Here is a 17,665-nt window from a genome sequence, read left to right on the forward strand (position 1 = left end):
ATGACCGGCATCCTCGAGCGCCCCCGGCGCGCCACGCGCCCCGCGCGTCAGAACCCGCCCGCGCGGCATCGCACTCGCGCGTCCGAGGGGCGGCGGGGCCGCATCCTCACGTACGTGGCGATGTCGATCCTCGCGGTGTTCTTCCTCTTCCCCCTGGTATTCATGTTCGTGTCGAGTCTCAAGCCCGACGCGCAGATCCTTCGCGACATCAACTCGCCCGCGGCGTTCCTCCCCACCGGCGACATCAGCCTCGACAACTACTTCGGCGTGTTCGACCGCGTCCCCGTCGGGCAGTTCCTGTTCAACTCCATCCTGGTCACGGTGCTGACGGTGGGGCTCGGCCTGATCGTGAACTCCCTGGCCGGCTTCGCCCTGTCGCGCCTGCGCTGGAAGGGCCGGGTCGTCGTGCTCGCGCTGATCATCGCGACGCTCATCGTGCCGTTCGAGACGATTGCCGTGCCGATGGTCTACTGGGTCAACCAGCTACCGACCCTCGTCATGGAGGGTGGGGTGCTGAAGTACGACTTCGGCTGGCTGAACACCTATCAGGTTCAGATCGTGCCGTTCATCGCGAACGCCTTCTCGATCTTCCTGTTCGCGCAGTACTTCTCCACGATCCCGCAATCGCTCGATGAGGCCGCGCGCATCGACGGAGCGAGCTGGTTCACCATCTACCGTCGCATCATCGTGCCCCTGTCAGGGCCGGCGTTCGCCACCGTGGCGATCCTCACGTTCCTCCCCGCGTGGAATCAGTACCTCTGGCCCCTGATGGTCGTGCAGAAAGAGAACTTGCGTCCCGTCATGGTCGGCATGCAGTACTTCTTCCAGCTCAACACCGCTTGGGGTGAGGTCATGGCCTACACCTCGCTCATCACCCTGCCCGTGCTGATCGTGTTCCTGGTGTTTCAGCGTGCGTTCGTCAGCAGCATCGCGGCATCCGGGGTCAAGGGATGAGCGCATCGCTCGATGTCGTCGTGCTCGGTGAAGCACTGATCGACGTCGTCATCACTTCCGCCGGGGCGGCCGAGCGCCCCGGCGGGAGCCCCGCTAACGTCGCCGTCGCGCTCGGGCGGCTGGGACGCGCCGCCGCCCTCGTGGCGCGCGTCGCCGACGACGACCGCGGACAGGTCCTGCGCGACTGGCTCACGGCATCCGGAGTCGATGTGCACACCGCCGGTGACCCCGTCCGCACCGCCACCGCCCGCGCGATGATCGACGAGCGCGGTGACGCGACCTACGACTTCGACATCGACTGGACGCTGCCCTCGCCGGTCGGGATCCCCGGCGCGCGGATCTTCCATACCGGCTCGGTCGCCGCGACCCTCGTGCCCGGTGCCGACGAGGTGCGCGCGGCCGCGCAACGAGCTCGTGCGACGGCGCTCGTCAGTTACGACCCGAACATCCGCCCTGCTCTGACCGGTGGGGTCCTCGATGCCCGCGCACGCGTCGAGTCGCTCGTGGCCCTGAGCGACGTCGTCAAAGCCAGCGCCGAAGACGCCGAGTGGCTCTACCCCGGTGTCGCGCCCGTCGACGTCGCGCGCGGATGGGTGGCGTCGGGCGCCGGTCTGGCCGTCATCACCAACGGGGATGCCGGGTCCTTCGGCGTCACCGCGAGCGCCACCGTCGACATTCCCGCCGTCGCCACGCGCGTGGTCGACACCGTCGGGGCCGGCGACACCTTCATGGGGACGCTGCTGGACGGCATCCTGGACCTCGCCGGTGACACCGCCGAGCTGCGTGCCGCGGTGCGAAGCCTCGACGACTCCACCCTGTCTTCCCTCCTCCGTCGTGCCGCGGCGGCCGCCGCGATCACGGTGGGACGCGAGGGCATGGACCCCCCGACCCGAGAAGACCTGCAGCTATCCGCTGCACCGAAAGAGAGTGCCTGACGTGTTCGACCTCGCCGATTCCTACGTGTGGGATTTCTGGTTCGCCGACGACGGTGACACCTACCACCTGTTCTTCCTGTACGCCTCGCGCGCCCTGCACGACCCGGAAGACCGCCACTATCGCGCCTCGGTGGGTCACGCCGTCTCCACCGACCTCGTCTCGTGGGAGCGCGTCGCGGACGCCCTCGTGCGCGGCGGGGCCGACGACTTCGACGCCCTCGCCACCTGGACGGGCTCGACTGTGCGCAGGGAGGACGGTACCTGGTTCCTCTTCTACACGGGCTCGCGGCTCGGCGACGACGGCCGCAACGTGCAGCGCATCGGTTACGCCACGAGCTCCGACCTGTACACGTGGCACAAGAGTCCGGCGAACCCGGTGCTCGAGGCCGACGGCGAGATCTACGAGCGTCTCGCCACCACCGCCTGGCACGACGAGGCCTTCCGCGATCCGTGGGTGTTCGCCGACCCCGCCGGTGACGGCTGGCACATGTACGTCACGGCCCGCGCGCCTCGCGGTCCGCTCAACGGCAGCGGTGTCGTCGCCCACGCGACCTCCCCCGATCTCGAGACGTGGACGCTGCGGGCGCCCGTCAGCACCCCCAGCGAAGAGGGCTTCGGCCAACTCGAGGTGACGCAGGTCGAGGAGGTCGACGGCCGTGCCGTCCTGCTGTTCTCCTGCATGCCCGCCCAGGCGATGGATGCCGTGCGCGCGCGTCACCCGAGAGGTGCGGTGTGGGCGGTGGCCGCCGACAGCGTTCTGGGCCCGTTCGACATCTCGACCGCGACGCCCATTACGGATGACGACCTGTACGTCGGTCGTCTAATCCGCACTCGCGAAGGCGCGTGGCAGCTCCTCGCCTTCCGCAACGTCGGTCCCGACGGCACGTTCGTCGGCGGCATCACCGACCCGATGCCGGTCGGCTGGGAGAGCGGCCGTCTGGTGGTGACGCAGCCGATCGCCGTGTCGGTCTGATTCCACGCCGGGCGGGGTGCCGGCATCCCGCGCCCGAGATCTCCCGCCCCCACCGCGCGTGCGTGCGCAACTTCGCCGCATGCGCGCGTCGTGAGCGGGCGATCTCGGGCGTAGCCGTCCGCCGGGGAGAGTCCCGGTCCGCCTTCGCTAGAATGAGGGAGGCGTGTCGGGAAGTCTGGTCGACGATCTGTCGATCGACCCCGGAAGGGACCTCCTCCATGACCGAAACCCACACGCGCGCGCCGAGCTGGCCGGGCTACCGCGAAGTCCACCGCGTCACCACACTGCTCCGTCAGGAGTCCGTGGGCGGAATGCTGCTCGTGGTCGCCGCGATCATCGCGATCATCTGGGCCAACTCCCCCGCCGCCGACGCGTACTTCGCGCTGCGCGACTTCCGCTTCGGCTACGAGCCCTGGCACCTCGAGCTGAGCGTCGGGTCGTGGGCGGCCGACGGCCTGCTCGCCGTCTTCTTCTTCATGGTCGGCCTCGAGCTCAAGCGCGAGATCGTCTCCGGCAGCCTCCGCCGATTCGGCACCGCGATCGTCCCCGTGACGGCGGCCTTCGCCGGTGTCGCCGTGCCCGCCCTCATCTACGTCGCGATCGTGCACACGCAGCCGAGTCTGCTGGCGGGGTGGGCCATCCCCACAGCGACCGACATCGCGTTCGCCGTCGCCGTCCTCGCCCTCGTCGGCTCGCACCTGCCCGGTCCGCTGCGCATCTTCCTGCTGACGCTCGCGGTCGTCGACGACCTGATCGCGATCGCGATCATCGCGATCTTCTACACGACCGACATCCAGCTCCTCCCCCTCGGCGTCTTCGCCGTGCTCGTCGTCGTCTACGGCGTGATCGCCCACCGCGCCCGCGCGTGGTTCTCGCGCAACGCGTGGGGTGCCTGGGTCGTGCTGCTGCCGATCGGCTTCGCCGCGTGGGCGTTCCTGCACGCCTCGGGCGTGCACGCCACGATCGCCGGTGTGGCACTGGCGTTCACCATCCCCGTTGCCGCGTCCAAGCGCCAACCGGAGCACCACGGCATGGACCTCGCCGAGCAGTTCGAGCACCGCTTCCGTCCGCTCTCCAGCGGCATCGCCGTGCCGATCTTCGCGTTCTTCGCCGCGGGTGTCGCCGTGGGCGGCGGCGAGGGGATCGTCCGCGCCCTGATGGACCCCGTGACCATCGGCGTCGTCGCCGGCCTCGTGCTCGGCAAGCCGGTCGGCATCCTGCTCGGCGTGCGCCTGCTCACGCTCGTGACGAAGGTGCGCCTCGACCCGGCCCTGAAGTGGATCGACCTCGCCGGGGTGGGGCTGCTCGCGGGCATCGGCTTCACGGTGTCGCTGCTGATCGCCGAGCTCAGCTTCCCGGCCGGCTCCCCGCACACCGACGACGCGAAGATCGCGATCATGGCGGCCTCGCTGCTCGCATCCGTCCTCGCCGCGGCCGTGCTGCTCGTGCGCAACCGGCGCTACAAGCAGCTCGCCCTCGCCGAAGAGGTGGATGCCGACGGAGACGACGTCCCCGACGTGTATCAGCAGCCGGAGCAGCCGCGACGCTGAGGCGTCACCGTCAGCCGAAGATCTGCGACGAGATCTCCGACAGCCACGCGCGCGCGTCGACGTTGACGGTCTCGAGAGAGATCCACACGCCGTCTCGAGCGACCACGACGTCTTCGGTCTGCGCCGTGCCGCCGGCCTTCACGCAGTACTGGGCGCCGAAGTCCTCCGCGGCCTGGCACTCGTACCCCTGGGCGGCGAGCCCGTCGACCCCGGTGGAGACCTCGGCGGCGGACGCGGTGCCGATGAGGAGCAGAACGCCGGCCGACTCCTCCTGGATCCAGTTGCACGACAGCTCGGTCGTCGCGTTCGCGGGTGCCGGCCGCACGAACCCGTCGGCGTGCTGGGCGGTCAGGCCCCCACCGTCTGCTGCCGTGTCGCCGCCGCGCCGAGATCGTCGCAGGATTCCGGGATGCCGGCCGGGTCGACGGTCGGGGCGGTCGGCGCGGCCGTCGGGGTCGGGGTCGGGGTCGATGCGGAGCCCGTCGGCGAGGCGCTCGGGGCGGTCGCCGACGGCGAGTCGACGGTCGCGGTCGACGCCGGCGAGGGGGGCTCGGGGACGCACCCCGTCAGAAGGGCCGCAGCGGCGATCAGCAGCGCGCCCGACACGGCGATGAATGCACGGTTCATGGCGAGACCCCCTCCGCGTGACGGCGCTGTCCCGCACCGACCGCTCTCTGCGCTCACCATAGCCCCGAGAGCAGCGCTGCCTCATCACGCTCTTGACCCTTACGCGGCGTGAGGGCCGACGCTGGGGCCATGGACGAGAATTTCGAGGCCTTCGCGGTCAGCCCCGTGCCCCCTCCCGGACCGGATGCCGTCGCGCCCCCGTTGTACCGCGGCATCTACGGCATGCCCATGTTCGTCACCCTCTCGACCGCCGACCTGCCGGCATCCGTGGACTTCTGGACGCGGGGCCTCGGTTTCTTCGAGCTGTTCGCGATCCCCGGGCAGATGGTCCATCTTCGACGATGGGCCTTCCAGGACGTGCTGCTCGTGGTCGGCGAGAAGAGCTCGAGCGCCCCGCCCGCCAGCGTGAGCTTCGCCTGCGTCCTCGACGAGATCGACACCGTCGTCTCGTCGGTGCGCGCCCTCGGCACCGTTCCCGAGGTGCGCGAGACCCCGTGGAACACCCGGGACGTCGAGGTGATCACCCCCGAGAAGGCGCGGGTCGTCTTCACCGCGGCCAAGGTGTTCGACCCGGCGACCGTCGAAGGCCGGAACCTGCAGTCGGTGGGGATCGGGCGCGACGACAATGGGTCCCATGAGTGAGCAGGGGATGCCGGTGGGCGAGACGGCCGCTCGGCTCGGTCTCACCGTGCGCACGCTCCATCACTGGGACGAGATCGGTCTCGCGCGCCCGGCCGCACGCTCGAGCGCCGGCTATCGGCTCTACACGGACGAGGACCTCGAGCGCCTCCGCCGCATCGTGGTCTACCGCGAGCTCGGTCTCGACCTGGATGCCATCCGCGCGGTGATCGACGAGCCGGGAGGAGACGTCGCCGCCCAGCTCCGGGTCCAGCGGGCCCACGTCGCTCAGCGCATCGCGCAGCTGCAGATCGTCGACGACGACCTCGAGCGCATGATCGCCGCGCAGGAGCGCGGCATCCTCCTCTCCGAAGACGAGCAGCACGAGACGTTCGGGCCCGGCTGGGACACGAGCTGGCCCGCCGAGGCGCGAGACGCCTATGGCGGATCACCGCAATGGCAGCAGTACGCCGAGCGCTCGGCATCCCGTTCCGTCGACGACTGGGCGGAGGTGACGCGGGCGGTCTCCGCCGTGGAGGAGGAGCTCGCGGACGCCGTCGCCTCCGGCGTCGAGCCCGGTGACGCGCTGGCCGACGCGCTCGTCGAGCGGCACCGCACGGTGTTCTCGCAGTACTTCCCCCTCACCCGGCAGATGCAGGTGCACCTCGGCCGCATGTACGCAGCCGACCCGCGCTTCGCCGCGCACTACGACGCGATCCGCCCCGGGCTCGCCACGTGGCTGCGCGACGCGATCGAGGCGAGCGCCCGCGCACACGGCATCGACCCCGACACCGCACGCTGGGAGTGATCAGGCGGAGCCGCGCTCGATGACCTCGGTGGGCAGGATCGTCGCGTGCGCAGCCGGCCGCCCGGCGAGGATGTCGAGCAGCACGGATGCCATGTACCGCCCCTGCGTGAGCGAGGGCTGCCGCACCGTGGTCAGGGCGGGGCTGAGGGCCGTCGACACCGCGGAGTCGTCGAAACCCATCACGGCGACGTCGCGCCCGGGCTCCAGGCCCTTTTCGCGCAGCACCGTGTAGGCACCGCGCGCCATGAGATCGCTCGCCACGAAGACCGCGTCGGGGCGCTCGCCCGCGGCGAGCACGCGGGCCATCGCCAGCGCCCCGCCCACCTCGGTGAAATCGCCGTTCTCGACGGCCACGGGCTGCAGCCCCGCCTCGGCCATCGCGTCGCGGAAGCCCTGCAGACGGTCGATGCCGGCGGGCATATCGGTCGGACCCGACACCGTGGCGATGCGGCGGTGTCCTCGGGCCAGCAGGTACGAGGTCGCGACCCGGCCGCCCTCGACGTTGTCGACGTCGACGTAGTAGTCGTCGGCGCGCACCCGGGCGGGGCGCCCGCCGTAGACGACGGGCACCACGTCGGCGACGCGGTCGAGGAAGGTGTCGCTGGTGTGGTGCGAGGCCACGATCGCCCCGTCGACGCTGCCGCCGCGCAGATAAGCGAGCGCCTTCGCGCTGGCGTCGTCGCTGGCGATCAGCATGTTCATGATGTAGTCGCTGTCGCCGATCACCTCACCGATTCCGGCCACGATCGAGGCGAAGAACGGATCGCCGAAGAAGCGGTCGGTCTGCTCGGGGATGACCAGTGCGATCGCCCGCGTCTGCCGGCTGGCCAGGGAGCGCGCCGCGCGATTCGGAACGTATTGCAGTTCGTCGATCGCGCGGCGCACGGCCTCGAGCGCGGCAGGAGAGACGGCCGTGGAACCGTTGACCACGCGTGACACCGTCGAGCGGGAGACGCCGGCCCGCGCCGCGACCTCTTCGATCGTGGCGGTACCGCGAACGGGTGCGATCTCCATAGCCCTGCCTCCTGGCATACCCGGCGGTCGAGCTCTAGACCGCGGGGGCCGCGGCCAGAGCACGCTCGGCGATGATGCGAGCGTACTGCCGGCCCGAGTCCTTGAGAACGCGCTCCTGGGTCCGGTAGTCGACGTACACGATGCCGAAACGCTTGGCGTAGCCCCAGGCCCACTCGAAGTTGTCCATGAGCGACCAGTAGAAGTAGCCGCGCACGTCGACGCCGCGCTCGACGGCGTCGAGGACGGCCCCGAGGTGGGCCTCGACGAACTCGACGCGGTCGATGTCGTGGACGCGCTCGTCGCCGTCGTCGGCCACCACCTCGTCGTCGTACGCCGCGCCGTTCTCGGTGACGTACAGAGCCACGTCGGCGGGGGCGGCGTACTCCTCGCTCACCCGCTCCAGCAGGCGCGTCAGGCCCTCGGGCTGCACCTCCCAGCCCATGTTGGTGCGAGGGAGGCCGCGGTCATGCCAGTAGAGCTTCTCGTGCGCCGGGAACGGCACGCCGATCGGACGCGTGGTGGGTGCGTCGCCCGCGGGCGGGTCGACCTCGGGCGGCGTGCCGCCCACGAACTCGCCGTGGTAGTAATTAACGCCCAGCGAGTCGATCGGGGTCGAGATGACCTCGAGGTCGCCCGGGTGGACGGCCTCCTGCCAGCGCGCCACGGCCTCGGCGTCGGTGTCGCGGAAGTCCTTGATGATGTCGGCCGGGTACGAGCCGCGGAAGATCGGGTCGAGGAACCACCGGTTGAACTGCCCGTCCACGCGCCGCGCGGCGTCGAGGTCGGCGGGATCGGCCGGATTCACGGCATCCGCCACCGTGAGGTTCAGCGTGATGCCGAGGTTGAGCGAGGAGTCGCGCGCCCGCAGCTCGCGCACGGTCTGCCCATGACCGAGGAGCAGGTGGTGGGCTGCGAGCATCCCCTCGGCCTGCGAGTAGTGCCCGGGGGCGTGGATGCCCGCGGTGTAGCTGAGGAACGACGAGCACCAGGGCTCGTTCAGCGTGGTCCACACGTCGACGCGGTCGCCGAGGGCGTCGTGCATGTCGAGCGCGTACTCGGTGAAGCGGTCGCTCGTCTCGCGCACGGTCCACCCGCCCCGCTCCTGCAGGGCCTGCGGGAGGTCCCAGTGGTACAGGGTGAGCCAGGGCAGGATGCCGGCATCGAGCAGTTCGTCGACGAGGCGCTTGTAGAAGTCGACGCCCTTCGCGTTGAGCGCGCCGCCGTCGGGGCGCACGCGCGACCACGAGGTCGAGAAGCGGTACGTCTGCAGGCCGAGCTGCTTCATCAGCTGCACGTCGTCGGCGTAGCGGTGGTAGTGATCGCACGCGACATCGCCGTTGTCGGCGTTGATGACGGCATCGGGGACGCGGCTGAACGCGTCCCAGATCGACGCGGTGCGGCCGTCTTCGAAAGCGGCGCCCTCGATCTGGTAGGCGGCGGTCGCGGCGCCGAAGAGGAAGCCGTCGGGGAACGAACGGGTGGTGGACATGGATCGGGTTCCTTCCGTGGGCGCGAGGGTCATCCCTTGACCGCCCCTTGCATGATGCCACTGACCAGCTGCTTGCCCGCGAAGACGAACAGCAGCAGCAGCGGGATCGTCGACAGGAGCACGCCCGCGAGGACGATCGAGTAGTCGACGAAGTAGTTGGACTGCAGCAGCGACAGGGCCACCGGCAGGGTCGGGTTCTGGCGGTCGAGCACGATGAACGGCCAGAAGAAGTTGTTCCAGGCGCTCACGAACGTGAACAGGCCGAGCATCGCCGCCGCAGGGCGCGCGGCGGGCACGCCCACCGTGAGGAAGGTTCGGAACGAACTCGCCCCGTCGACACGGGCCGCCTCGATGAGCTCGTCGGGCACGGCTTGACGCAGATACTGCGTCATCCAGAACACCCCGAACGCACTCGTGAGGGCGGGGATGATGATCGCGCCGAGCTGCCCGGTCCACCCGAGCTCGCTGAAGAGGATGTAGAGCGGGACCACGCCCAGCTGCATCGGCACCGCCATCGTCCCGACGACGAAGACCAGCAGCCACGGCCCGCCGCGGAAACGCAGCTTCGCGAACGCCCATCCCGCCAGGGTGGAGAAGAAGACGACGGATGCCGCGATCAGGCCGGAGCTGATGATCGAGTTCAGCAGCGCGGGCCAGAAGTTGACCGCGGAGTCGCCGATCACGGCGGCGGCGTTGGTGAAGAAGTTCCCGCCCGGGATCCACGAGCGGTTCGCGTCGCGGATGGTGGAGGAGTCGCCCGAGCCGATCAACAGCGACCAGTAGAAGGGGAAGACACTGGCCAGCAGCACCGCACCGAGGCTCGCGTAGACGATCCAGCCGGGGCGCGATCCGCGCACCGGACGCGGGCGGCGGCGCGAAGGCGACGGGGTGTCGCGTTCCACGATCGGGACGGGTGCGGCGTTCACGGCGGTCATCGACGCGTCTCCTCTCCGCGGATGCCGACCGACGCGGCATCCGCCCTCAATCGTTCTTCGGCGGCCCGGGCCTGCGCCCGCCGCTCGCGGCGGCTGCGGGGATCGCGGCTGCCGTCGTCGCGCACGAGCGAACGCGTGACGACCATGTTGATCGCGCCGATGGCGAGGATGATCAGGAACAGGATCCACGCGAGGGCCGCGGCGCGGCCGAAGTTCCACTCCCCCCAGCCGACGTTGTAGAGCCACAGGGTCACGGTGAGCCACTGGTTGTCGGCTCCGCCCGTGCCGTACTGGTCGTACATGCGCGGCTCGTCGAAGATCTGCAGTCCGCCGATCGTCGCGGTGATGATGACGAAGATCAGGGTGGGCTTGAGGCTCGGCAACGTGATGGAGAAGAACTGGCGGATCTTGCCGGCGCCGTCGACCGTCGCGGCCTCGTAGTACTCGCGCGGGATCGCCTGCATCGCGGCGAGCAGGATGAGGGTGTTGTACCCGGTCCACCGGAAGTTGACCATCGTCGCGATGGCGATGTGGCTCGCGAACGCGTCGGAATGCCACGGCACCGCGGGCAGGCCCAGGTTCTGCAGGGTGGTGTTCACGACGCCGTACTGGTCGCCGAACATGTTGCTGAAGATGAGGGCGACGGCCACCGGCGCCATCACGTAGGGGATCAGCACGCTCATGCGCCAGAAGGTCTTGGCGCGGATGTTCTGGTCGAGCATCGCGGCGATGAAGATGGCGATGATCAGCTGCGGGACGCTGGAGAGCAGGAAGATGCTGAAGGTGTTGCGCAGCGCGATCCAGAACTTGGGCTGCGAGAGCACCCACGCGTACTGGTCGAAGCCGATGAACTCGCCGGAGTTGCGCACCAGGTCCCAGTCCATGAACGAGATCACGGCGGTGTACGCGATGGGGAAGAGCCCCGTGATCGCGAACAGGATGAAGAACGGCGAGATGTAGAGGTAGGGCGAGAGCTTGAGGTCCCACGTGCTGCGGCGCGTGCTGAATCCCACGCGTCGGGGTTCGCGGGCGCGCGTCTGCGGCGCCGCGCCCCCCGTGGGGCGTTCGAGTGTGCTGGTCACGATCTGTGCTCCGTTTCCGTTGCGCGAGGGGCCGGAAGCCGTCGCCCGCGACGATGCGGGAGCGACGGGTCTCGACCCCTCACGCGAGAAGGGGACGGGCGACGGATGCCAGGGGCGCGAGGCCGCGGCCCCTGGCATCCGATCGCGGGGTCAGGACAGGGCGTCGACCTCGGTCGCCCACTGCTTCCACGAGTCGGCGGCGCTCTGCGTTCCGTCCTCGACGCGGGTCAGGGCCTTCTGCATCGCGTCGTTGATCTGGAAGTAGAACTGGCCCTTGAAGGGAGAGACCTTCACGGCCTGCGCGCGCTCGGAGAGCATCTCGCCGACCGGAGCGTCGTTGAAGTACGCGTTGACGCTGCCGGTGAGGGCGTCGGCCTTCAGCGCGTCGGTCTGGCTCGGGAACGTGCCGGCGTTCTCGAACGCCTTCACCTGGGTCTCGGGGTCGGTCAGCCAGTCGGCGAGCTCCTGCGCGGCTTCGACGTTCTTGCCGTTGCCGGGGACGGTCAGGTACGAACCGCCCCAGTTGCCCGCGCCGCCGGGGAAGACGTTCGCGATGTCCCAGCCCTTCACCTCGGGGGCGTTGCCCTCGATCACGCCGAGCATCCAGCCAGGGCAGAGCATCGTGGCGAACGCGCCGTTCGACAGGCCCGCGAACCAGTCGTCGGACCACTGACCGAGGTGGGCGGACTGCGTGGCGCTGGCGGCGAGCACCTGGTCGTAGATCTTCTTGACCTCGGGGTTGCTCGTGGCGGTGATCGACCCGTCATCCGGGTTCTCGTACGCGGCCTCGACCTGGTTGATCGCGCCCTGGTACGTGCCGCCGGCGGAGTCGAAGAAGGCCTTGCCCGTGGCGGCGACGTACGTGTCGCCCGCCGCGAAGTAGGTCGACCAGTCGCCCTCGAGCATCGCGGCGACCTCGGCGCGGTCGGTGGGCAGCCCCGCCGCGGCGAACAGGTCGGAGCGGTAGCAGACGCCCTCGGGACCGATGTCGGTTCCGTAGCCGACGAGCTTGCCGTCCGCGCTGGTGGCGGCCTCGACCTTGTAGTCGAGCCAACGGCTCTTGAGGTCGTCGGGAACGGGCGCGAGCAGGTCGGCGTACTCCATGACCTCGGGCAGCCAGTCGACCTCGATGGCCTCGATGTCGGCGAGGCCGGTCTTGCCGAGCTTCTGGAAGTAGTTCTCGCGGGCCTCGTTGCTGGTGGCGGCCTTGTTGTGCACGATCTTCACGTTCGGATGCGCGTCCATGTACTCCTGCAGGAGCGCGTCGGTGTAGCCGAAGTCGTTGAAGGTGGCGATGGTGAGGGTCACGTCGCCGTCTCCGCCCGAGGCGGAGCCCCCGGCGCCGGAGCAACCGGCGAGGACGAGGGCGGAGGTGGACGCGACCGCGGCGACGAGCGCGGTCCGGCGCAGGGCATGGGTGTTCACAGATCACTCCTTTGTGGTGGGTGTGAAGCGGTGTGAGCAGTCGCGCTGTGGGAGCGCTCTCACCGATCGGGTCGAGAGTATGGGATCGCTCCCACGGCGTCAAGGGAGCGCTCCCATACCGTTATCGGCCCGAGACCGGCGAGTGTTCGGGTCAGGAAAAGCCCGCCGTCGGGGGAAACCCCCGGGCGCGGCGTTCATCCCTGCTGCGAGCAGTCACACCCGGGGGTGGAGCGGCGCGACGCCCCCTCCCGCCGCGCTCCACCCGACGGCGGTCCGCGGGCCCGTGGCGCGCCCCACCCGCGCCCCACCACACCCCCACCACCGCAGCGCACCCCGCACCACGAGGCGTCGGCGCGCTCGCGTAAGATGACTTCCACAACGCCACCCGACTTCTGGAGCTGCAGTGCCCACCATCGTCGTCGACGTCATGCCCAAGGCCGAGCTTCTCGACCCGCAGGGGAAGGCCGTCGCCGGCGCCCTCTCGCGGCTCGGCGAGAACCGCTTCTCCGACGTCCGCATCGGCAAGCGTTTCGAGCTCACCGTCGAGGGCGAGGTCGACGAGGCCACGCTCGCCCGGGCCCGCGAGCTCGCCGACGAGATGCTCTCGAACGCCGTCATCGAAGACGTCGTCAACATCGAGGTCATCGAGCGGTGACCGCACGCATCGGGGTCATCACCTTCCCCGGCTCCCTCGACGACCGCGACGCGCAGCGCGCGATCCGCCTCGCCGGTGGCGAGCCCGTCGCGCTCTGGCACGGTGAGCACGACCTGAAGGGCGTCGACGCCCTCGTGCTGCCCGGCGGCTTCAGCTACGGCGACTACCTGCGCGCCGGCGCCATCGCCGCGTTCGCGCCGATCATGGCCGAGGTCAAAGACGCGGCAGCCAAGGGCATGCCCGTCCTGGGCATCTGCAACGGCTTCCAGATGCTGGTCGAGGCGCACCTGCTGCCCGGTGGCCTCATCCGCAACGCCCACCAGCAGTTCATCCGTCGCGACCAGCGCCTGCGCGTCGAGAACGCCTCGACGGCGTGGACCAGCGACTTCTCCGAGGGCGACGAGATCGTCATCCCGCTGAAGAACGCCGACGGCGGATACATCGCGGATGCCGAGACCCTGGCCCGCGTGAACGGGGAGGGCCTCGTCGCCTTCCGTTACGTCGGCGTCAACCCGAACGGCTCCCTCGACGACATCGCCGGCCTCACCAACGAGCGCGGCAACGTCGTGGGACTCATGCCCCACCCCGAGCACGCGGTCGAGCCCGGCTTCGGCCCGGGCACCGCCGCAGCGATGCGCTCGGGCGTCGACGGCCTCGGCTTCTTCACGTCGGCCATCGCCGCCGCGGTGAACGCCGCCGCCTGACCCGGCCCCGCCGTGACCGACAAGCGCGCCCCCGATCAGGACGCGCTGATCGATCGCATCCTGCACCTCTGGCGAGCGGATGCCGACACCCTGCCGTCCGAGCCGCGCCTGGCCGAGCTGACCGGCGCGAGTCGCAACTCGGTGCGCGAGGCGCTGATCCGCCTCGAGGAGCGCGGATACGTCCACCGCACGCAAGGGGCGCGCACCTCGCCGAACCGGCGCCTGCCGGGCGTCGGGCGCCGCATCGACCAGCAGTTCGATCATCTCCTGTCGATCCGTTCCGCCGGTTACGACGCGGCCCTTGACCTGGTGTCGTCCGAGCGCGTCATGCTGACTCCCGGCATCGATCGATTCGACGATCTCCCCGACGGCACGAGCGTGCTGCGCACGGTGAAGATGTGGCGCGTCGATGGGGAGCCGTACGCCCTCGCCGAGGACCTCGTGCCCATCACGCGCGAGGGGGAGCTCGACCCCCACAGCCCGGTCTTCGCTCTGGCGGAAGCCGCGAACGGCGTGCGCGTGGCATGGGAGACGCTGTGGATCGAGGCGAGCGGCCTGGATGCCGAACGCGCGGCCCTGCTGTCGTCGACACCCGCGACGCCGGTCATCGAGATGACCTACTGCGGGTACGGCGCCGACGACGCCATCGGCTACTGGTCGCGCGAGGTTCAGCTCCCCGCACCCCCGGGGCTGCGCAACGCGCTGATCCGGCGCGTGCGGGCGTGAGCGTTTCGGACGCGTAACAGCACGGTGAACTTGTCCGACAAGACGTTCAGCGCCTTGTTGGACAAGCGTAACGTCAGGGTCACCCGACGAAAGCGAGCCGTCATGACCGACACCCTGACCGTCCACCCCCTGCGATCCGAGGTCGTCTCCGCCGAGGCCTTCGAGCCCTTCGGCGTCGTACTGACCCCCCTGGAGGACGGCACTCCGTTCACCGCCGAGGAGGCCGTGCTCGACGTGTCGGGCGGCATCCCGCGCTTCTACCTCATGCACCTCGATGACAAGCCCGCCGAATTCGTGCGGGTGACCCGTCACCTCGAGACGACGCAGACGCTGATGGCCGTCGGCGACGTCGAGTGGACCCTTGCCGTCGCCGCCCCCGGCATCGACGAGCCCGCGCTCGGCGACCTGCGGGCCTTCCGCATCCCACCGCGCACCGCCGTCACGATGCGCAAGGGCACCTGGCACGCGGGCCCCTTCTTCGCCGACCCGAGCATGGACTTCGTCAACCTCGAGCTCGACGACACCAACGTCTCGGACCACCACAACCACCGTCTCGACGACGCCTACGGTGTGCGCGTCGTGATCGACGGGGAGTGAGGGTGCTCACCCCCCTCCCCGACGCCGCCGCACGCCTCGCGTCCCTCGAACGAGACGCCGCGCACCAGGCGGAGCTGAGCGCCGGGGACGGACGCTCGTGGGCCGGCACCCGCGACGGCGTGCGCCCGGTGGTCATCGTCGGCGCCGGTCAAGCCGGTCTGGTCCTCGCCCGGGGCCTGCGGCGCCGCGGCATCGACGACGTCGTCGTGATCGACGCAGCCCCCGCCGACGCGGCCGGCCCGTGGACCACCTACGCGCGCATGCACACGCTGCGCACCCCGAAGGACATCGCGTGGCCGACCTGGGGCACCCCCGCGGTGAGCCCGCGGGCGTGGTTCGAGGCCGTCTACGGCGACGCGGCCTGGGAGGCCATCGAGTACTTCCCGACGGTGGCGTGGCAGGGCTTCCTGCACTGGTACCGCGACGCCTCGGCCGTGACCACGGTCGCATCCACCCGTGTGCGCTCCCTCGTCGTAGGGGGCGCCGACGACCCCCTGACCCTGCACCTCGACGGGCCTGACGGAGAGTGGATGCTGCCCGCCCGGCACGTCGTGCTGGCCACGGGCATCGAGGGCGCGGGCGGTAAGCACCTTCCCCCTCTGCTCGACGGCCTGCCGGCCGATCGCGTCCATCACACGCACGACGACATCGACTTCTCCGCCCTCGCGGGCCTGCGCATCGGCATCCTCGGGGCCGGCACCGGGGCGTTCGACAACGCCGCCACCGCCCTCGAGCACGGGGCGGCGAGCGTCGACGTGCACATGCGCCGCCCGTCGATGCCGCAGGTGAGCCCGTACCGCTGGATGGAGTTCGCCGGACTCATCGAGAACTACGGCTCCTTCACCGACGCGCAGAAATGGGCGTTCAACGTGCACCTCTCCGCGGTCGACCAGCCCGCGACGCAGAACGCGCTGTGGCGGGCGCACGCGTTCGACACGTTCCGCTTCCTCACCTCCTCGCCGTGGGAGAGCGTGTCGTGGACGGGCCGCGACATCGCGGTGGCGACGCCGCACGGCATCCATCACTACGACGTCGTGCTCGCGGCGACGGGGATCGTGGCCGAGCTGGAACGGCGCCCCGAGCTGGCGGGCGTCGCCGCGGACGCCGTGCGGTGGAGCGATCGCCTGCCGCCCGCGCAGATCGCGCAGAACCCGGGGCTGGCGGCGTTCCCATACCTCGACGACGACTTCGGGCTCGTCAGCCGAAGTGCGCCCGGCCGTTCGGCGCTGTCGCGCATCCACATGTTCAATCACGGTGCGCGGATCAGCCAGGGCATGCTGAGTCATCAGATCCCCGGCCTCGTCGGCGGCGCCACGAAACTCGCCGCCGCCCTCTCGCGTCGCCTGTTCGAGCACGACTCCGACCGCCTGCTCACGGAGTACCTCGCCTACGACGTGCCGGTGGGCGTGCACATCGGCCGCCGCGCGCAAGACTCCTCCCCGCCGCGGGATCCGCGGGTAGCGTCGATCGGGTGACGACCTCCACCCCTCTTCTCGTGTCCGTGCCCACCCCCCAGCTGCGCGACGACCTGGGCGCACTGCCCGACGGCGTCGAGGTGGTCGTGTGGGACATGCAGGATGCCGCTCCCCGAGAACGCTTCGACATGGTGGTGCCGCCGTACATGTCGATGACCGGCGTGATCGAGCGTCTGCGCGAGATCGAGGTGGGGCTCGTGCAGAGCCAGTCGATCGGGTACGACAACGTCGAGGGACGACTGCCCGAGGGACTCGTCTTCGCTAATGCGGCGAGCGTGCACGAGACGGCGACCTCGGAGCTCGCCGTGGCCCTCACCCTCGCCGCTCGACGTCGGCTGCCCGAGTTCGTGCGCGCCCAGGACCGCGGCGAGTGGACCGGCGGCGGGGCGCCCGGCCTCGCCGACGCCCGCGTCACCCTGCTGGGCTTCGGCGGGGTGGGCCGCGCGATCGCCGCGCGCCTGAAGCCCTTCGAGGTGCACCTGCGCGCCGTCGCCTCACACGGCCGGTTGCAGGACGACGTCGAGGTGTTCCCCCTCGGCAAGCTGGCCGAGGTTCTCGCCGACACCGACATCGTCATCGCCTCGCTCCCCGGCGGCGACTCCACGCGCCACATCCTCGATGACGCGGCACTCTCGGCCCTGCCCGACGGCGCGCTCGTCGTGAACGTCGGACGTGGACCGCTGGTCGACACGGACGCTCTGGTCGACCACGTGCGGCGCGGTCGCATCCGTGCGGCGCTCGACGTCACCGACCCCGAGCCGCTGCCCGAGGGCCACCCGTTGTGGAGCCTTCCGGGCGTGCTCATCGCCCCGCACGTGGGAGGGGCGACGGATGCCATGCGCCCGCGCATCGCGCGCCTGGTCCGCCGTCAGATCGAACGCCTCGCCGCGGGCGAGGAGCCGCTGAACGTCGTGCTCGGCGGCTGACGCCCCCGCCCCCTCACCCGTTGAGTGTCCAGGACACGCCGCCGCCGTCCGGCGGATGCGGCGCGTCCTGGACACTCGACGGGGATTCGCCGGGGCGCGGGCGCGAGCGCGCAGCCGCTGCACGCCGCCGAGACGCGCGGGCTCGTGTCCGTCGCGGATGGAGGTGGACGTC

18 protein-coding genes are annotated in these 17,665 nt (G+C 70.3%); 12 read left to right on the forward strand and 6 right to left on the reverse strand.

All coding sequences use genetic code 11. The features are described from left to right. From AB0230_RS05760 to nhaA, 4 genes are all read left to right on the forward strand, one after another. The gene (locus AB0230_RS05760; RefSeq protein WP_366374488.1) at nucleotides 1-954 is read left to right on the forward strand and encodes a carbohydrate ABC transporter permease; all 954 of its coding nucleotides are present in this window, start codon (nucleotides 1-3) and stop codon (nucleotides 952-954) included. Continuing rightward, complete coding sequence (locus tag AB0230_RS05765; RefSeq protein ID WP_366374490.1) at nucleotides 951-1,889, forward strand: PfkB family carbohydrate kinase; 939 nt, start codon at nucleotides 951-953, stop codon at nucleotides 1,887-1,889. Before AB0230_RS05760 ends, AB0230_RS05765 begins: the two co-directional genes overlap by 4 nt. A 1-nt stretch (nucleotide 1,890) precedes the next feature. Continuing rightward, nucleotides 1,891-2,862, forward strand: a complete 972-nt coding sequence (locus AB0230_RS05770) for a glycosyl hydrolase family 32 (protein ID WP_366374530.1) — start codon at nucleotides 1,891-1,893, stop codon at nucleotides 2,860-2,862. Nucleotides 2,863-3,080: 218 nt separating this feature from the next. Beyond that, nucleotides 3,081-4,412 (forward strand): Na+/H+ antiporter NhaA, encoded by a 1,332-nt coding sequence (nhaA, locus tag AB0230_RS05775; protein WP_315993839.1) that lies wholly within the window; start codon nucleotides 3,081-3,083, stop codon nucleotides 4,410-4,412. 10 nt (nucleotides 4,413-4,422) lie between these two features. Here the strand turns inward: nhaA and AB0230_RS05780 are convergent, their stop codons facing one another. Continuing rightward, nucleotides 4,423-4,974, reverse strand: coding sequence for a hypothetical protein (locus AB0230_RS05780; RefSeq protein WP_366374492.1), 552 nt, complete (start codon nucleotides 4,972-4,974; stop codon nucleotides 4,423-4,425). A gap of 194 nt (nucleotides 4,975-5,168) precedes the next feature. On the opposite strand from AB0230_RS05780, the gene AB0230_RS05785 reads away from it, so the two are divergent. Both AB0230_RS05785 and AB0230_RS05790 read left to right on the forward strand, forming a co-directional pair. Next, a complete protein-coding gene (locus AB0230_RS05785; protein ID WP_315993841.1) occupies nucleotides 5,169-5,681 on the forward strand; it encodes a VOC family protein in 513 nt (170 codons plus the stop codon). Then, nucleotides 5,674-6,465: a MerR family transcriptional regulator gene (locus AB0230_RS05790; RefSeq protein ID WP_363387626.1), complete on the forward strand. Its 792-nt coding sequence runs from the start codon at nucleotides 5,674-5,676 to the stop codon at nucleotides 6,463-6,465. The genes AB0230_RS05785 and AB0230_RS05790 overlap by 8 nt, the downstream gene beginning before the upstream one ends. Here the strand turns inward: AB0230_RS05790 and AB0230_RS05795 are convergent, their stop codons facing one another. The 5 genes from AB0230_RS05795 to AB0230_RS05815 all read right to left on the reverse strand — a co-directional run bounded on the left by AB0230_RS05795 (nucleotide 6,466) and on the right by AB0230_RS05815 (nucleotide 12,410). Next, complete coding sequence (locus tag AB0230_RS05795) at nucleotides 6,466-7,479, reverse strand: LacI family DNA-binding transcriptional regulator (RefSeq protein ID WP_363387629.1); 1,014 nt, start codon at nucleotides 7,477-7,479, stop codon at nucleotides 6,466-6,468. It abuts the gene before it with no gap. 34 nt (nucleotides 7,480-7,513) lie between these two features. Beyond that, complete coding sequence (locus AB0230_RS05800) at nucleotides 7,514-8,968, reverse strand: family 1 glycosylhydrolase (protein ID WP_315993844.1); 1,455 nt, start codon at nucleotides 8,966-8,968, stop codon at nucleotides 7,514-7,516. A gap of 29 nt (nucleotides 8,969-8,997) precedes the next feature. Continuing rightward, nucleotides 8,998-9,903: a carbohydrate ABC transporter permease gene (locus AB0230_RS05805; RefSeq protein WP_315993845.1), complete on the reverse strand. Its 906-nt coding sequence runs from the start codon at nucleotides 9,901-9,903 to the stop codon at nucleotides 8,998-9,000. Beyond that, nucleotides 9,900-10,985 carry a sugar ABC transporter permease gene (locus tag AB0230_RS05810; protein WP_363387636.1) on the reverse strand — a complete coding sequence of 362 codons (1,086 nt, stop codon included), beginning with the start codon at nucleotides 10,983-10,985 and terminating at the stop codon, nucleotides 9,900-9,902. The genes AB0230_RS05805 and AB0230_RS05810 overlap by 4 nt, the downstream gene beginning before the upstream one ends. Nucleotides 10,986-11,135: 150 nt before the next feature. Then, a complete protein-coding gene (locus tag AB0230_RS05815) occupies nucleotides 11,136-12,410 on the reverse strand; it encodes an extracellular solute-binding protein (protein ID WP_315993847.1) in 1,275 nt (424 codons plus the stop codon). Between the two features lie 403 nt (nucleotides 12,411-12,813). Between AB0230_RS05815 and purS the strand changes: the two genes are divergently transcribed. The 6 genes from purS to AB0230_RS05845 all read left to right on the forward strand — a co-directional run bounded on the left by purS (nucleotide 12,814) and on the right by AB0230_RS05845 (nucleotide 17,493). Further along, nucleotides 12,814-13,065: a phosphoribosylformylglycinamidine synthase subunit PurS gene (purS, locus tag AB0230_RS05820; protein ID WP_076673305.1), complete on the forward strand. Its 252-nt coding sequence runs from the start codon at nucleotides 12,814-12,816 to the stop codon at nucleotides 13,063-13,065. Further along, the gene (gene purQ, locus AB0230_RS05825) at nucleotides 13,062-13,769 is read left to right on the forward strand and encodes a phosphoribosylformylglycinamidine synthase subunit PurQ (RefSeq protein ID WP_315993848.1); all 708 of its coding nucleotides are present in this window, start codon (nucleotides 13,062-13,064) and stop codon (nucleotides 13,767-13,769) included. Before purS ends, purQ begins: the two co-directional genes overlap by 4 nt. A 12-nt stretch (nucleotides 13,770-13,781) precedes the next feature. After that, on the forward strand, nucleotides 13,782-14,495 hold the full coding sequence (locus tag AB0230_RS05830) for a GntR family transcriptional regulator (protein ID WP_363387641.1): 714 nt from the start codon (nucleotides 13,782-13,784) through the stop codon (nucleotides 14,493-14,495). 102 nt (nucleotides 14,496-14,597) lie between these two features. Then, nucleotides 14,598-15,092, forward strand: a complete 495-nt coding sequence (locus AB0230_RS05835) for an ureidoglycolate lyase (protein WP_363577647.1) — start codon at nucleotides 14,598-14,600, stop codon at nucleotides 15,090-15,092. Between the two features lie 2 nt (nucleotides 15,093-15,094). Then, the gene (locus tag AB0230_RS05840) at nucleotides 15,095-16,567 is read left to right on the forward strand and encodes an FAD-dependent oxidoreductase (protein WP_363577645.1); all 1,473 of its coding nucleotides are present in this window, start codon (nucleotides 15,095-15,097) and stop codon (nucleotides 16,565-16,567) included. Then, on the forward strand, nucleotides 16,564-17,493 hold the full coding sequence (locus AB0230_RS05845) for a 2-hydroxyacid dehydrogenase (protein ID WP_315993852.1): 930 nt from the start codon (nucleotides 16,564-16,566) through the stop codon (nucleotides 17,491-17,493). The genes AB0230_RS05840 and AB0230_RS05845 overlap by 4 nt, the downstream gene beginning before the upstream one ends. Nucleotides 17,494-17,665: the final 172 nt, after the last annotated feature.

The sequence above is a fragment of the Microbacterium sp. NPDC089190 genome (assembly GCF_040701795.1).
Lineage (GTDB): Bacteria > Actinomycetota > Actinomycetes > Actinomycetales > Microbacteriaceae > Microbacterium > Microbacterium galbum.

What these genes read in the sequence shown, in the direction of transcription:
- AB0230_RS05760 (WP_366374488.1), top strand. Translation starts at nt 1, where the DNA reads ATGACCGGCATCCTCGAGCGCCCCCGGCGCGCCACGCGCCCCGCGCGT.
- AB0230_RS05765 (WP_366374490.1), top strand. Translation starts at nt 951, where the DNA reads ATGAGCGCATCGCTCGATGTCGTCGTGCTCGGTGAAGCACTGATCGAC.
- nhaA (WP_315993839.1), top strand. Translation starts at nt 3,081, where the DNA reads ATGACCGAAACCCACACGCGCGCGCCGAGCTGGCCGGGCTACCGCGAA.
- AB0230_RS05785 (WP_315993841.1), top strand. Translation starts at nt 5,169, where the DNA reads ATGGACGAGAATTTCGAGGCCTTCGCGGTCAGCCCCGTGCCCCCTCCC.
- AB0230_RS05790 (WP_363387626.1), top strand. Translation starts at nt 5,674, where the DNA reads ATGAGTGAGCAGGGGATGCCGGTGGGCGAGACGGCCGCTCGGCTCGGT.
- AB0230_RS05795 (WP_363387629.1), bottom strand. Translation starts at nt 7,479, where the DNA reads ATGGAGATCGCACCCGTTCGCGGTACCGCCACGATCGAAGAGGTCGCG.
- AB0230_RS05800 (WP_315993844.1), bottom strand. Translation starts at nt 8,968, where the DNA reads ATGTCCACCACCCGTTCGTTCCCCGACGGCTTCCTCTTCGGCGCCGCG.
- AB0230_RS05805 (WP_315993845.1), bottom strand. Translation starts at nt 9,903, where the DNA reads ATGACCGCCGTGAACGCCGCACCCGTCCCGATCGTGGAACGCGACACC.
- AB0230_RS05835 (WP_363577647.1), top strand. Translation starts at nt 14,598, where the DNA reads ATGACCGACACCCTGACCGTCCACCCCCTGCGATCCGAGGTCGTCTCC.